14 protein-coding genes and 3 pseudogenes are annotated in these 14,476 nt (G+C 35.0%); 2 read left to right on the top strand and 15 right to left on the bottom strand.

Annotation, left to right across the window (positions count from 1 at the left end; genetic code table 11):
• Positions 1 to 43 precede the first annotated feature (43 nt).
• The 11 genes and pseudogenes from BPMYX0001_RS21760 to BPMYX0001_RS29935 form a co-directional block, all read right to left on the bottom strand.
• Positions 44 to 1,438, bottom strand: coding sequence for a DUF4179 domain-containing protein (locus BPMYX0001_RS21760; RefSeq protein ID WP_033799217.1), 1,395 nt, complete (start codon positions 1,436 to 1,438; stop codon positions 44 to 46).
• Positions 1,408 to 1,968 (bottom strand): sigma-70 family RNA polymerase sigma factor, encoded by a 561-nt coding sequence (locus BPMYX0001_RS21755; protein ID WP_018765075.1) that lies wholly within the window; start codon positions 1,966 to 1,968, stop codon positions 1,408 to 1,410. Before BPMYX0001_RS21755 ends, BPMYX0001_RS21760 begins: the two co-directional genes overlap by 31 nt.
• 114 nt (positions 1,969 to 2,082) lie before the next feature.
• Positions 2,083 to 2,478, bottom strand: coding sequence for an SET domain-containing protein (locus tag BPMYX0001_RS21750; protein WP_003201985.1), 396 nt, complete (start codon positions 2,476 to 2,478; stop codon positions 2,083 to 2,085).
• A gap of 222 nt (positions 2,479 to 2,700) precedes the next feature.
• Positions 2,701 to 3,189: a YndM family protein gene (locus BPMYX0001_RS21745; protein WP_003201983.1), complete on the bottom strand. Its 489-nt coding sequence runs from the start codon at positions 3,187 to 3,189 to the stop codon at positions 2,701 to 2,703.
• A 347-nt stretch (positions 3,190 to 3,536) separates the two neighbouring features.
• Positions 3,537 to 4,739 carry a Ger(x)C family spore germination protein gene (locus BPMYX0001_RS21740; protein WP_033799216.1) on the bottom strand — a complete coding sequence of 401 codons (1,203 nt, stop codon included), beginning with the start codon at positions 4,737 to 4,739 and terminating at the stop codon, positions 3,537 to 3,539.
• On the bottom strand, positions 4,720 to 5,826 hold the full coding sequence (locus tag BPMYX0001_RS21735) for a spore germination protein (protein ID WP_033799215.1): 1,107 nt from the start codon (positions 5,824 to 5,826) through the stop codon (positions 4,720 to 4,722). The genes BPMYX0001_RS21740 and BPMYX0001_RS21735 overlap by 20 nt, the downstream gene beginning before the upstream one ends.
• Positions 5,823 to 7,367, bottom strand: a complete 1,545-nt coding sequence (locus tag BPMYX0001_RS21730) for a spore germination protein (RefSeq protein WP_371400318.1) — start codon at positions 7,365 to 7,367, stop codon at positions 5,823 to 5,825. The genes BPMYX0001_RS21735 and BPMYX0001_RS21730 overlap by 4 nt, the downstream gene beginning before the upstream one ends.
• A gap of 465 nt (positions 7,368 to 7,832) precedes the next feature.
• Positions 7,833 to 7,979, bottom strand: a pseudogene (locus BPMYX0001_RS31340) (DUF3955 domain-containing protein); the annotation flags it as partial.
• Positions 7,980 to 8,181: 202 nt separating this feature from the next.
• Positions 8,182 to 8,700, bottom strand: coding sequence for a spermidine N1-acetyltransferase (gene speG / locus BPMYX0001_RS21725; protein WP_016112470.1), 519 nt, complete (start codon positions 8,698 to 8,700; stop codon positions 8,182 to 8,184).
• 266 nt (positions 8,701 to 8,966) lie between these two features.
• The gene (psiE, locus tag BPMYX0001_RS21720) at positions 8,967 to 9,371 is read right to left on the bottom strand and encodes a phosphate-starvation-inducible protein PsiE (RefSeq protein ID WP_003201971.1); all 405 of its coding nucleotides are present in this window, start codon (positions 9,369 to 9,371) and stop codon (positions 8,967 to 8,969) included.
• 118 nt (positions 9,372 to 9,489) lie between these two features.
• Positions 9,490 to 9,903, bottom strand: a pseudogene (locus BPMYX0001_RS29935) (TetR-like C-terminal domain-containing protein); the annotation flags it as partial.
• Between BPMYX0001_RS29935 and BPMYX0001_RS29930 the strand changes: the two are divergent.
• Both BPMYX0001_RS29930 and BPMYX0001_RS34585 read left to right on the top strand, forming a co-directional pair.
• Positions 9,867 to 10,783: pseudogene (locus BPMYX0001_RS29930) on the top strand (MFS transporter); the annotation flags it as partial. The pseudogenes BPMYX0001_RS29935 and BPMYX0001_RS29930 overlap by 37 nt on opposite strands.
• 321 nt (positions 10,784 to 11,104) lie before the next feature.
• On the top strand, positions 11,105 to 11,230 hold the full coding sequence (locus BPMYX0001_RS34585; RefSeq protein WP_255261237.1) for a hypothetical protein: 126 nt from the start codon (positions 11,105 to 11,107) through the stop codon (positions 11,228 to 11,230).
• Positions 11,231 to 11,579: 349 nt separating this feature from the next.
• Here the strand turns inward: BPMYX0001_RS34585 and BPMYX0001_RS21700 are convergent, their stop codons facing one another.
• The 4 genes from BPMYX0001_RS21700 to BPMYX0001_RS21685 form a co-directional block, all read right to left on the bottom strand.
• Entirely contained in the window at positions 11,580 to 13,118 is a 1,539-nt protein-coding gene (locus BPMYX0001_RS21700) for a pyridoxal phosphate-dependent decarboxylase family protein (RefSeq protein ID WP_050774417.1), read from the bottom strand.
• An 86-nt stretch (positions 13,119 to 13,204) separates the two neighbouring features.
• Positions 13,205 to 13,525 (bottom strand): hypothetical protein, encoded by a 321-nt coding sequence (locus BPMYX0001_RS21695; protein ID WP_208858009.1) that lies wholly within the window; start codon positions 13,523 to 13,525, stop codon positions 13,205 to 13,207.
• A 49-nt stretch (positions 13,526 to 13,574) separates the two neighbouring features.
• Positions 13,575 to 14,111 carry a hypothetical protein gene (locus BPMYX0001_RS21690; RefSeq protein ID WP_033799212.1) on the bottom strand — a complete coding sequence of 179 codons (537 nt, stop codon included), beginning with the start codon at positions 14,109 to 14,111 and terminating at the stop codon, positions 13,575 to 13,577.
• Complete coding sequence (locus BPMYX0001_RS21685) at positions 14,108 to 14,437, bottom strand: hypothetical protein (protein WP_006096435.1); 330 nt, start codon at positions 14,435 to 14,437, stop codon at positions 14,108 to 14,110. The genes BPMYX0001_RS21690 and BPMYX0001_RS21685 overlap by 4 nt, the downstream gene beginning before the upstream one ends.
• Positions 14,438 to 14,476: the final 39 nt, after the last annotated feature.

Genomic DNA, 14,476 nt, shown 5'->3' with positions numbered 1-14,476 from the left:
TAAAAGGATGCCTCCTTATATGTTAAGGGCATCCTTTTTTCGATTATTTTAATTGAATTTTGACTGGCGATAATGGTTTTTCAGGATGATATGGTGACATCTCCACTTCTAATACATAATTCTTTAAACTAAAATTCTTCACACCATATTCGCCATCTAGCTGAAACGTTGCCTGGAATTGTAACTTCTCCTTATTCAATACCTTCACATCACTGCCCTTTACAACATGACCAATTGGTGCAAATTCCTTATCTACATATGAAGAATCCATTAAATTCATAACTTCCCCACAATTTATCAATTCATCCATAGATTTATGTTTTGTATCGGCATTTTGAAGTGTATACTGTACGATCAATCGCTGTTTTTTATGTTGAATTTTATTCACGACAATCTTTAAATCACTACGAGTGCTTTGTATTTCAAATGGTGTCTTTTGATTTAAAGCCTGAATAGACGGCTTTTCAGATAATCTCACATTCGGATGTAGCGTAATAAATTCCGCTCCCTCTGGAATTTTCCCGAAAATAGATCGTTCATCAGATTCTATCTGATTTCCAACCTTTTCTCTTCCAAATTCAATACCCGACGTTTTAAAATCAATTTCATTCCCCTTATCATCAGTTACCTTTCCAATTCTTGCTAAATCATTTTCTCCGGCAAGTGGATACATTGCTTTATAGTCGATAGCAACGGATCCTTTTCCCACTGTAATCTTTTCAAAGTTAAATGTATGTTCTTTATCTTCACTGCTCACTGATTGCTGCGGATGAATTATTTTATTTTCTAGTTGCTTTACTGGAATATCAAATTTCCAAATCCCTTTTGTGTCTCCGATAGACGTAATGGTAATTGGTAATGTAGTATTTTGGGGAAGCTCTTTTTCTGGATAATTAATATGAATATTTCCGAACCAACCGTCTTTTGTTATTTTGCCATCAAATGAAGCTGCCCTCCCCCACTTTTGGCTTCCATCAACAAGTTTAAAGTTATAATAAAAACCACTACCAGGATTATTTTTTATCACCACTTGATCTGGATTATCTACTTTAAACGTAACGCCAATTCTACCACCATCATAATAAACACTATTCATTGTTACGCTAATCCCATTGCTCACCGCCTGCTGATTTAACTCTGTTACAAGCTTACTTGCCGACAGATTTTGACCAATTGTATCATGAAAATGCGAATAAATTTTCCCGATAATCGGAACTTCCGCCAAGACACGGCTCATTTGTGGAAACACAAATCCAGAGCCTAATACACCTATACAGATTGAAGCGGCAGTTAACAAAGCGATTCTTCTTTTCTTATATGTTCTTTTAACAGGTTTTTCCGCCTTCGCTCTAGCAATCCCTTTTTGTATAGTCAAATTTAATTCTTTTTTTGGAACATCAATTTTATTTACCTCGTCATTAAACCACTGCTTATCCAATTCTCTTCACTCCCCCCTAATAAATTTTTTAACGCTTTTCTTGCCCGGTGCAAATATGTCTTTACTGTTCCCTCTGGTATATTCATTTGCCAAGCAATTTTATTGATTGAAAGATCATGATAATAATATAAAATGATTACTGTTTGATAATTTTCATCCAATTTTTGAATTGCTTCTTGTAAGTCGATATTTTGTTCAATTTGATGTAATTTATTTGGCATCTCGCCATATGTATCCGCTTCTCTTCCGTCCTCTATCTTCTTCACTTTTTTCTTTTCACTTAATAGCTGATAGGCATTGTGTATAAGAATACGTGTCAACCATGTCAAAAAATAGTTCGGTTTCTTTAATTGCTCTATGGATAAATACGCTTTATAAACTGTTTCTTGTACAATATCTAGTGCATCTTCTTTATTCTGTACATACAGATAAGCAGTCCGATACAATTGATCTTGATATAAACTAATAAGCTGTTCGAAAGCTGCATCGTCACCTTTTCTTGCCTTTTTGACTAATTTTATTTCATCCATCGTATCCCCTCCTTTCATTTATTAGATAGATAGAAGGGCAGTTTGGTTTCAAAAATTTATTTTTGTTCCATACAAAAGAGCACATCCAATCGAATGTGCTCTTTTTACACTTAATTATTTATCGTTTTCTTCTTTTTCCCTATCAAACCATAATAATTCATCATCATCAACATCACCATTATAGTTGATCAGAATTTCTTCTCCTGCTTTTATATCCTTGTAAGCAAAGAATTTAAACGTGTGATTCTCAAAAACGATCTCATACGTCGCATTCGGCGTATAAGAATGATTAAATAACATACCGTAACCTAAAAGAATTGCCGTATGATTCACTCCATACTCAAATGCGTAATCAGCAAGTAATGTTTTCTCTATAAACTCATGCTGTTCATTCGGATAAGAGATAACGGGTGCTTCGTGTAGAAGTTCGCCCTTTTTTATATCACGCTTTGCGAATACTCCTCTATTAAATTCTCCATCGCTAAGTGCGGAAGTCTTGATTTCAATCATATTCTTCACCTATACATTTCTTTCTCTGAAGTATTTTGTCCCGCATTAACGGGCAGTAAGACCCCCACTAATGGAAGTTTCACTTTATCTCCTTAAGCTTGGCAGATAATGAGAAGAAAAGCAATTGGTTTTATTTTTCCTTTTTATATAAATGGGAGCTAATATTCCATTAATCCCTAGATCATATATAATTAAATGATAAAAAGTGACTAAAGCCACTTTTTATTTCCATTCATTATCTCGATCTTCCACCTTCTCAGATAAACGCTTTTTTTGTATTATAGCGTGATCTATATACTCCTCTGAGAATTCCGTAGCATATCTCTTATGATAAGATACTCCTCGTAACTGGTCATCTTCATGTAGAACCAATCTCTTCATATAGATATGAAAAAGTATTTCTACTACACCAATAAGAAGAGCCGACCAAAATGAAGCTGCTGTAATGCCACGAGGCACATTAACATTTGTAAGAAAATAAGTTAATACCCAAATTCCTAAAAAACTTAATCCAAAGTCAACAATTGTAGCAACCGTATTTCCATACTTAGGCAAAATAAACAAGTCTCCAATTAGATAGGCTACTCCTGTAATTACTAACGAAATAAACAAAACCCTAGGAATAGAAACACCTTGAAAAATACTTAATATCATGAGTAACACAGCACTAATTGCAGTATATTTGATTAATAAAGCAACAATATGTTTCATTCGTGCTCCTCCATTTTCCAGCTTTCATTTAGAAATAAAATTTTCATTTTTATACCTTATATTAGATTGTGTTCGTACTGTAAAAACATACAGGAAATTATAAACAAAAAAAATGTTGGCGGAAGGTCACTCGCTATTCCACCAACATTTTTTCATTTATCTCATACTATGTCATGCAATAAAGTGAAACTTTAATCAGTGGGGGTTTTCTCCATCCTCCACTGATTATTAGCCCTCACCAATCGGGCTTTTACGGACAGTTCATCTCCCACCTAACTTCTTTGCTTTCACTGAATTTTGAAGTGGGAGTGTTACTGTCCGTTAATGCGGGATAAAGAATCTCACTTCTAAGTCCCTTCCGTACCATAGTCCTCAATAGTTAACTTTACGCTATATTTGATTGGAACCTTACTAAATGTTTTATCCCAATCTTTTTCGACCTTTTTCCATACTTTTGGATACTCAATTTTTAATCTGTTACCGAAGCCAGCGACATCGGCCTGATATTCCTTTTGAATCTTTTTTAATGTCCGCTTCACCAATCGATTCACTTCTTGTTCCGCAGATTTTTCTACACTTCTTAGAAATTTATTTTCAAAAGGTTCTCCTGAAGCGACCCAGTTTTCAGATAGCCGTCCCTCTGATTGGATGTTCACATCAAAAGAGATGTTATTTCCTTTAACGTGGGGTTGGATTTTACTTTTCATAGATTTCACTTCATACAGGATGGGCTTCCCTGTCTTTTCATCAAAACTCTTCACCAAACCGCTTTTCCCTTTCCCAGTTATCCATGTTAAGCCTTCTAACTCATTTTCATTCAAAAAACCGCGCAGCTTTTTTGTCTTTCCTTTGATTACGGCAGCCCCCGCAAATTTCACTTCTCCATTTATCGAAATCACATTTGGCAAAAGAAAACTAGCCCCTGATTGGATCTTTCCTGGTAATTTAGCAAGCGGCACGGGAGGTAAAATCCGTGATGATCTATATTGATTATCCCCAATTCCAATCAAAAGGAACGCTGGAATTTCTCCTGCTTCCCTCGATTTCAATGTCTCACTAGCTCGCCCCTTACTAATTAACACGAGGCAACTTGGTCTCATCTCATTATCACGGATGTAAATATCCAGTAACTGCTTCAAACTATACATTCGTGCAAGACTTTCACTAACAACAATCACTTTCGTGTGATGGAAGATTATAGGGCGCTGCCTTCTTAATGCGACTTCACGAATCGATTGGTGAAGAGAATCTCCGGTTTCAGAAATATTCGTGTAGGCTTTTTGCTGTCCCCCTCCACCCTTTCCTTTACCTGATAATTCTGATTTAACAAACTGATAGGTCGATGTTATAAGATTCCTTTTTCGATAACCTCCTCCATGTTCTTCTATCTCTTTCTCAACTTTCGTCTCCTTCCCTTTATCAAATGCCAGCCCTACCGCGAACCCCTGCTCTTCAATTTCACGACTGCTCCAACACCCTGTAAGAGCCAGCAGCAAAAGAACTGATGATAAAGCCAAAAGAAGTCGTACATTATTCACACTTCGGTTCATTCTTTCTCTTCCTCCATCTTGAAATTACAAGGAGAAGAAGTGGTAGGATACCAAATAATATCATCGCCGCATTACCAATCACATCCCCCAATTTAAATAGATCATTAATGTTTTTCGGAATTTGAGAAACGATATAAATAACCGGGAGTAACCCATACAAAAAGGAATGAATATTTTTATTAAAGAGCTGTGCCAGTCCCAAAGCAGCAGCATAATAGCAAATTGTATAAGTTGCGAAGATTTGCATAATCCATACCACAAGTAATAAAGACTCAAATCGCTCAAATATCAAACCAGGGAGTTCAAAACTTCGCATAAGATCGATCGTAGGCCATGTTCTCATTAATACCCCATCGACAGAAAACGTTCCTATAACCATCACAACTGTAGTGACATAAAAAATTAAGGGAATAGCAGTTCCGATTAGAACGACTTTTACAGCTTGGCGTGGTTGTTTCATAAATGCCAAAAGGAGCAACATGATTTCGGCACCTGAATATGCAAGCGTTGTTGTTTTTAAGCCTTTTAGTACTGGGATAATCCCTAACCCTAATACAGGACGAAGATTGTCTATCTCAAATATTCCAATGCTCATAAAGGAAGTGAGCAAGAAAATAAAGACTGTAATTGGAAATATAATTTCAAATAAACGTGCTATTGAGTTTATTCCGCCTAGGTTTAAATAGAGACTCACCCACATAAATGGCATGATAATAGCCCACCCAGGTGTTCCTTCCAGTAAAAAGAAACTTGTTATTCCTTCCAGCGTTTTGACTTCAAATGAAGAAAGCATAAAAAAGTAACCTACAATAAATAGACTAAGTATCGCTCCTACCCATTTCCCTACAATTTCTTGATTATATTGATAAAATGTTTTTCCAGGAAATTGTTGACTTAATTTGACCATGATTATCCCTGCAATCATCGCAATTAATCCGCCTAAAATAACGGTTATCCAAATATCTGGTGTGTTTACTTTCTCAGCAGCTGTTCTGGGCAAGGTGAGAATTCCTACTGCGAGTATATAATTGATAAGAATGACAGCCGCTTGCGAAGTCGGAATTCGATCTTTAGAGTTGGTAATCATTCCTCTTCACTTCCTTTTCGTATCGAATCTTTCATATTCATCATTTTTGGGCGACGTTTCATCATCTGAAGTGGCATGCGAATCACGAAATCTTTCCAATCGCTTACATGATAAACAACAGCTGGACTGGCATAGGGTACGCCGAAACTCTTCAATCTCGCTATATGACTGCATAGAACGAGAAAAAACAGAATGACTCCGTATAGTCCAAATATGGCAGCGCAAAACATGGCTACAAAGCGAAGGATCCGTAGTGGAATTGCCGCACTATAATGAGCGAGCGCAAAGGAAGAAATAGCAGTGGCCGCTACTACAATTACCATAATTGGACTAATAATTCCCGCTTCTACGGCAGCCTGTCCAATGATTAATCCACCGACAATTCCCATCGCTGAACCAATCGGTTTAGGCAGGCGTAGCCCTGCTTCCCGCAAAATTTCGATGGCTATTTCCATAAATAATGCTTCTATAATTGCAGGAAACGGAACTCCTTCCCGTCCCCCAAGAATTGAAATAGCCAACTTGGTCGGAATTAATCCAGGATGAAATGAGATAAAGGAAATGTACAAAGCAGGTGCAAAAAGAGAAATAATAGCTGCTCCAAAACGCAATAAACGGATAAACGTGCCTGGAATCCAACGTTCATAATAATCTTCGGGCGATTGCATCAGCATGCTAAATGTAACTGGAACAATCAGGGCAAAAGGTGTTCCATCCAATAAAATCGCAACACGCCCTTCCATCAACGCTGCGATGACGCGATCAGGGCGCTCCGTACTCTGTGCTTGTGGAAACGGGCTGAGATAATTATCTTCGATAAGCTGCTCCACATATCCTGATTCTGGCACATTATCAATATTGATTTTCTGAATTCTTTTCTTAACCTCTTCTACCAATTCCGAATCAGCAATCTCTTTCATATAGGCAATAACCAACTCTTTTTTTGCCCGCTCTCCTACATGAAATTTTGTTAATGACAATCCCCCGTTTTCGCCATGTAGCCGTAAAAGAGCGGTATTATCAGACAAAACTTCTGTGAAACCTACCCGTGGACCTCTAACTGATCCCTCTGATATCGGCTCTTCAACATTGCGTGTTTTTCCTTTTTTTGTACCAAGAATTAATACACCTGCTAATCCATCAACTAAAAGTGCCGTTGAACCTATCAACACTTTTGCCATCAACTCTTTTATAGAATAGACTTCTTCTACCTCACTAATAGAAAGGACGCGATTCTTAATAAACTCTTTTGAAATGGTACCTTCCACATAAGATGGTGCACTCTTATATTCTTCATAAAAATTAAACATCAATGACTTCAAAATATGCATATTAATGAGATCCTTATCCGACAGTCCTTCCACAAAAACAAGCGCCGCTCGAATATTTGTCCCCCCTATGTTAAACTCTCGAAAGTGGGCATCCGAGTTATAACTAACTTCTTTTTTTACAAGCTCTAGATCCAAGGTAAAATCGCCTGTAAAATAATCTGTTACGTTTTGAAAAGGCTTATCCTGATATGTATCGGTTTGTTGCCTCATCTTTGATTCCTTCTCTTTCATCCTCATCACTCTTTCTCTAATGTACGGATCCAACTAAAAACTCTTGAGGTCACATAAGGAACGAAAAATACTATAAAAGTTTGCACAAACACTTTCCAATCTGGAAGATAAGAAACAAGCATTTTCCACATTTTAATCACCCAATATCCGCAGTTGACACTGCGATTTCTCACCCTAATTGGAATTTCTTAAGCATTATTATGTCTGATGTACGGAAATTTAATCCATTCAAAGCTTTATCATTACTTTCTTGTTGATATTAGCCTTCTACTATCAAAAACTTATAATTGGATGTATGATTAGACAAAAAAGCCCATCTTTTTATAAAGATTGGGACTTCTTTGTTTATTACTAACGATGAAGCATACCCTTTGGCAATCAAAAAAGAAGCATAACCCTAAGTTATGCTTCCTTTTATATATCTAAAACGGTACATCAATTGAATTAATTAAGTTTCCCTTTTTTGAACATCGAAATGATAGCCACAAACAATATTGCAATAATACCACTAAAAACAAATAAATAACTGAATGGAATTAAGAAGAAAGGCTCCACCAAAGTACCGTCTGGTTCCACTCTTGAGCCAATCCTACTATAGATAACTAAGCATAAAGTGAAACTTTAATCAGTGGGGGTTTTCTCCATCCCCCACTGATTATTAGCCCTCACCAATCGGGCTTTTACGGACAGTTCATCTCCCACCTAACTTCTTTGCTTTCACTGAATTTTGAGATGGGAGTGTTACTGTCCGTTAATGCGGGATAAATATTTATTTTTCATCATACATTAAAACTTATGATTTCATTTCTAAATATTGATGCTGGAAAATACACATTCTGATTGCATTATGGTAGTTACCATCAACAAAAAATTCATCTTGTAACTCGCCTTCAATCGTAAAACCGACTTTTTTGTAAATATGCGTAGCTTTTTCATTTTCTTTATCCACTACTAAATAAAGTTTGTGCATATTTAAAACTGAAAAGGCGTAATTCATCGCTAAACGGGTTGCGCACGCTGCATAACCATACCCTTGATACTTTGGATCAATGATAATTTGAAATTCTGTTCTTCGATGAATGTAATCAATCTCCACTAATTCAACTAATCCAATCATATTATTATCTTTTTCTACTATAAATCGACGTTCACTTTGATCATGAATGTGCTTATCATATAGGTCCTGCAACTCCACAAAAGCTTCATAAGGTTCTTCAAACCAATAAGACATAATATGTGCATTGTTGTTAAGTTCATGAACAAATTTCAAATCTTCTCGTTCTAATGGGCGCAGTTTAGGTTCTTGACTCATTTTTTCAATCTCCATTCTTCATTTCATTTCATTTCTCAACAGTTTTCACTTCAAAACGCTCCCTTACAACTCTCTACTCACATTCTAATCCTTCAAGTAACTTGAAGGTCAAGGAGGAAGTAAACATACATTTTGTCTCTTTTCATCACTAGAATGAAAAAAGTAGTGCGAACCAATACCTTGGTCTGCACTACTTTTTAGTATGCTTTATGTAATTCATGCAAAAATGGTTTCATATACGATATAGCTTTGCATCAAAATCATATTTAATGTTTCTTCAAATCCCTCATATTAGATATATATAAAGCAATCACTAAAATGAGAATAGATCCTGCATATAATAATGTTTCAAATGGCTCTTCATGAGAAACAATAATTAATCGAATTAGAGCTGTAATTCCTATGTAAATAAAATAACGTAATGGAAAATGATAATTCGATTTAAAATATTTAATAATCAATGCAATAAATTCAAAGTATAAAAAGTAAACAATAATACTTTCAACTAATTTATAGGATGTGTATTTCTTTGCGGAAAATATGTATTGTATAAATGTAATTGTTTCATTAATTAAAAAGATAGATAGAACAATGGATAATATGATTAAAGCTGTATTTAATATCCATTGTAAAACACTGGCAATAAAGTCATCGACATTAAATGATCGCATTTTCTAGCACTCCTCTACGTATATGTCATGCTCATATATTATAGCAAAATTATCCTGACCTATAAATTTTAGAAGTATTAAATCATACTTCCATACATCCCCTGTCCCAGAAACGTCTCTATTCATTCTCTTTCAATTGAAAAATATCTTGATTGATCATTTCATGAAAGTATCTATCCATTTCTTCTGCTGAAACACTTTTTCTATTTTGAAGCCACCATGCACTTAACGTTGTAATTACACCCGAATAGAATTCGATAATTAATTCCATTGGTATCGTATGATTTTTACAAATTCGATTTAGTTCTTGATTCTCCTGTTTCTTCATTTCACGAGTTTGATAATTTATGAAGCTAATAAATTGTTTATCATCCATTTGCGACTCTAATATTTTACCAATTTCTTCATGCTGCAAGAACTGTTCCATCACTTGAAACGGTTTAGTTAATCGATCTAAAAGTGGTATAGTAAAAGCTTTCTCTTGATATTATTTAAATCCAAATGCCAATAACCCATCTTTATCTTCAAAATGTCACCGAGTTAACACGACCAAAAGTTGATTACTTATCCATTCTTTTATCAACTTTTGGTTTCGGTGGTATTGTGTATAGCTTTAGTTCCTCAGGTGATTTAGGATGGTCAGATCCGAAAGTTTATTCCACTTTCATTATCGGGGTTATATCATTATTCATTTTTGTTGTTCGTCAATTAAAAATCGATAATCCAATTTTAGAACTACGTGCATTTAAATTTCCAATGTTTACTTTATCAGTTGTATTGATAGTCATCGTCATGATGTCACTGTTTTCAACAATGACATTATTACCAATGTTCTTACAAACGGTTTTACTTGTTACAGCCTTTAAATCGGGACTAATCATGCTACCGGGGAGTATTATGAGTGCCATAATGGGACCGATTGCAGGTAAATTATTTGATAAATTTAGTCCAAAAGCTATTATCATCCCTGGCCTTGTATTAGTAGCTATTGCTATGTGGCTATTCAGAGGCATTAACCCAGAAACAACATTGACACAAATTATCTTGATGCACAGCGCGTGTTAATGGTCGGGCTCATGTTTGTGATGACAGCACAAACATATGGTTTAAATCAATTGACACCAGAGCTTTACCCACACGGCACAGCGCTCTTTAATACATTACAGCAAGTAGCTGGTGCAATTGGTACAGCTATATTTATATCTAAAATGTCTTCAGGTACAGCTGAATATATGCAAAACTCAACAAACCCAATGAATCCAGCAGAAAAGTTAAACGGCTTAACATCCGGCTTCCAAAGGGCTTTTACGTTTGGGTTAATCTTTATAGTTATTGCCCTCGTTGTATCGTTTTTCTTAAAAGGACAGAAAAAAGAAGCAAAATCCACTCAGCTCTTACACAATGAAAATTAGAAGACCCTAAGTTTTGTATTTGCTGCAGATTGATTAAATACGAACACCAAAAAGACATCTTTACTAGTTAAAGATGTCTTTTTGAAATGAACATTAGGTCCCAAATTGAATCGAATATGGTATAACAGTAAATTTAATAGCTCTTAATAAGAATATCTTCGATTTTATATATACACTTTTCAAAAAGCACTTCAAGATAATGGATTAAAAGATACAATAAATGAATTCTTAACGGGAATTATAGATTTCAAAAATCCTGATACATCATTATAAATGGTTCTTAGTTTGAAACTAAATTTTATATTAAAAAGGGGTGCTACCATGATAAAAGTAACTAAATCTTCAATAGAAAAAGCACAGATAGAATACGGAGTATTGAAGGAAACAAGGCATACAAAAGCGAGATTATTTCGGTTATATGAAGACGCTGGTGACCATTTTTGTTAAACCAATGACTTTTTAACACGTAAACAAATGGTTATTGTTTCCAACTAATTATGGGAGGCAGATATAAAGTATGGCTACATAGGATATAAAAATCGTTTCTTTTATATCCTCTCTATTATAGATATGTACGATCATTCTAGCATTTAGGAAATGAATTTTATCGGAGAGCTCAAACAGAAGCGTTACAAATCAGAAAAATTTGCATATGAGGCAAGATTTATTTCTTGCCTCATATGCAAAAAAGTAATCCGGTGAAAGAAAAAGTAATTCTATAAAATAATGAGTTAAAGAGAGCATGTGTCCAAAATTACGGGGTTAATCCGATTAATATATATCCCCCAAAAACATTTCATTTACTAATTTCAGCTAGCCATTTATCAGGAACAGGAAATTCTTTCTTCACATCTTTCGCAACTTCCTGAATTATGCTCCATAACCTTTCTATATCATCAGCGGTAGTATGAATATTACCTATAGAAATTCGAATAACATATCCCTCGTTAATAGTTGCATGAGAAACAAAGACCTTTTTAGATTGATTAAGCCTTGTAAGCAATAATTGATTAAGCTCATCAATATATTTCTGTAGTATAATCCTTTGCTGCTCGTTTGCATCTTTCAGCCCTTTTTTTACTTCATAAGGAAAATATCGCAAACAAATAAGTGCATAAGGTGAGGAGGCTGTACATTCAAATTCGGGATGTTTGTTTATTTCAGATTCCAACCATCGAGCCTGACGAATACTTTCTTCAAGACGTTTTGATAAGCCATCTTTTCCAAAACTTCTAATAATCCACCAAATTTTAAGAGCACGGAAACTACGTCCTAGTTGTAATGAATAATCCATATAATCAACTGAACCATCTTCTCTTTCAGTTTGTAAATAATCAGGAACTAAGCGAAAACTATTTGAAAGCGCCCCCCTTCTCCTACAAAACAATGTAGTAACTTCCAAAGGCGTATATAGACACTTATGGGGATTGACAACTAGTGAATCTGCTACGCATAAATCTTCAGTATTCTTCTTTATATCTGGAACTAAATTCCAAAACCCTCCATAAGCAGCATCAACATGAAGCCAAATATTATATTTCTTGCAAATTCGGGAAATTTTAGCAATAGGGTCTATAGCTCCTGTAGCAGTTGTACCTACAGTAGCTACAACCGCTATGGGACAATAACCATTATTTAAATCATCTTGAATGGCTTTTTCAAGGTGATCCTCCATCATTTGATATTGTCCATTCGTGGAAATATGAACTACATTATCCGTTCCAATTCCTAATGCTATAGCTGCTTTATCAACTGAACTATGTGCCTGATTGGAAGTATAAATACGCATTTTAGAAACTCGACTCTCAATTAGTCCCTTTGTTCTTATATCTATCTCGGTACTTTGATCTCTAGCTGCAACCAACGCATAAAAAGTCGCTAATGAAGCTCCATTTAATAAAATCCCCTCCGCAGCTGGAGTATATCCAACCATCTCTGCGATCCACTTAAGTATAACTTTTTCTAATGCCGAAGCAGCTGGAGCTGCTTTCCACACCAAAGCATTCACGTTCAAAGAAGAGATTAAAAGATCAGCTAGAATTCCAGGCGAACTAGCTGAAGTACTGAAGTACCCATGGAAAGAAGGATGATTCCAATGAGTCAAATGAGGAATAATTTTCTCCCATGTGTCGTTCATTATTACCTCGAATGATTGAGAATGTTCTGGCAATGGTTGATCCAGCATCGCTAGTAAATCATTTGGAGAAATATTAGAAGTTACAGGGATTTCACGTATTTTTTCAAAGTGTTCACGAATCATCCCAAGTAATTCTATACCATGTTCCTCAAATTTTGTAGGATTCCAGTCTCCCAAACTCTTTATGGGATTAGTCATATTATAACCTCCTTAAATATTTACTTTATTTTGATTAATAGATAACGCTCCCTTGACATTACCTAGTAAATTGCTACTTATTTATATTATTTAGTAACATGATAATGATGATTATCATGTTCATGCTCAACTTCGACTTCTAACTCATGATAATAATGTATTTCTCTCGGCTTGACACAATAATTTTGATTGAATTCAATTAATAACTTTTCTTCTTGATTGACTAAATCTATATGAAGCTCTTTACTCTTCCAAGGATATATTACTTTTATTTCGTTCAATTCACTATCATTTTGATAAAATGATGCATGCCCTGCCCAACCAGGATGTTCATGTGCAGCTGGACCTAACAAATCATCCATTTGTTGCATTAATTCAATTGCTTGATCCTTTAATTCTAATTTCAAATACCAAGTCTCCATTACAGTAATCAATTCAATTCCTTCTTTCCTTAATTTATTTTAAATGTTCTTTATTTTTATAAAAATCCTTAAGCAGTGAAACGCCATCATCTACAAACTCTCGACAAACGAAACCATGATTCTTCCGATTCCTTACTTGAGCCTTTGATAATTCTTCCCAAGACTCTATTATAGTAGCAGGCCATTCGCTCTTAGGACCAAGATGATTTACTAAGGTTTCATGCAATTCTTTAAACCCTTCTATCATAATTTTATGTTCTTTGTTTTGAGTTCCACTAAATCCTGGACTCAGGAAAGGGGGCATCATAGAAGGCCTTATAAACTCTTCATAACATTCGACTGGAAAACTCACAGTATACTTCATGGAAACAGTCGCCGCATCATAAAGAGCTGAAAGACGTCCAAGAATAGATTGTAACTTAATAAGCTTTCTATATTCCACTGCTTTTACAGCATCATCTAATAGTGTATTCATACAGACCAAAATAACATGGAACACTTGATGCCCTTGTTTCCAACGAAATACTGCTCTTTCATACGAAGCTGTATTAATATCAATCTTAGTTGTCATCTTTCTTCTCCCTTTTCTTTCTCACAGGCTTTTATCCAATTCTCTAAAGCAATTTGAAAAATATTTCCCCAACCTTTTATTATTTCATATTTTTCCCTATCAGTTAAATTAGTTTCTTCTAAATCTTTAATGTGATCTTCATATATATCTATACAACTTTTTGACCATTCTAATAGATCTAATGCATTCCGTTGTAAACGAAAGTAAAGATCATATTCCTCATCAGTAGATACTGCACTTAGTGAATATGGTACTTTAGAATCAGGATGAATTGTTATAGGTTTAACAAGCCCATAATCTGGTAATATCTCCTTTTCATTACTCATATATTCTTCTCCTTCTAAATGTAATGTAATTTACATAAA

It is taken from the genome of Bacillus pseudomycoides DSM 12442 (assembly GCF_000161455.1).
GTDB lineage: Bacteria > Bacillota > Bacilli > Bacillales > Bacillaceae_G > Bacillus_A > Bacillus_A pseudomycoides.
The sequence above is the reverse complement of the archived record's forward strand: the minus strand, read 5'-3'. Positions and strand labels throughout refer to the sequence as shown.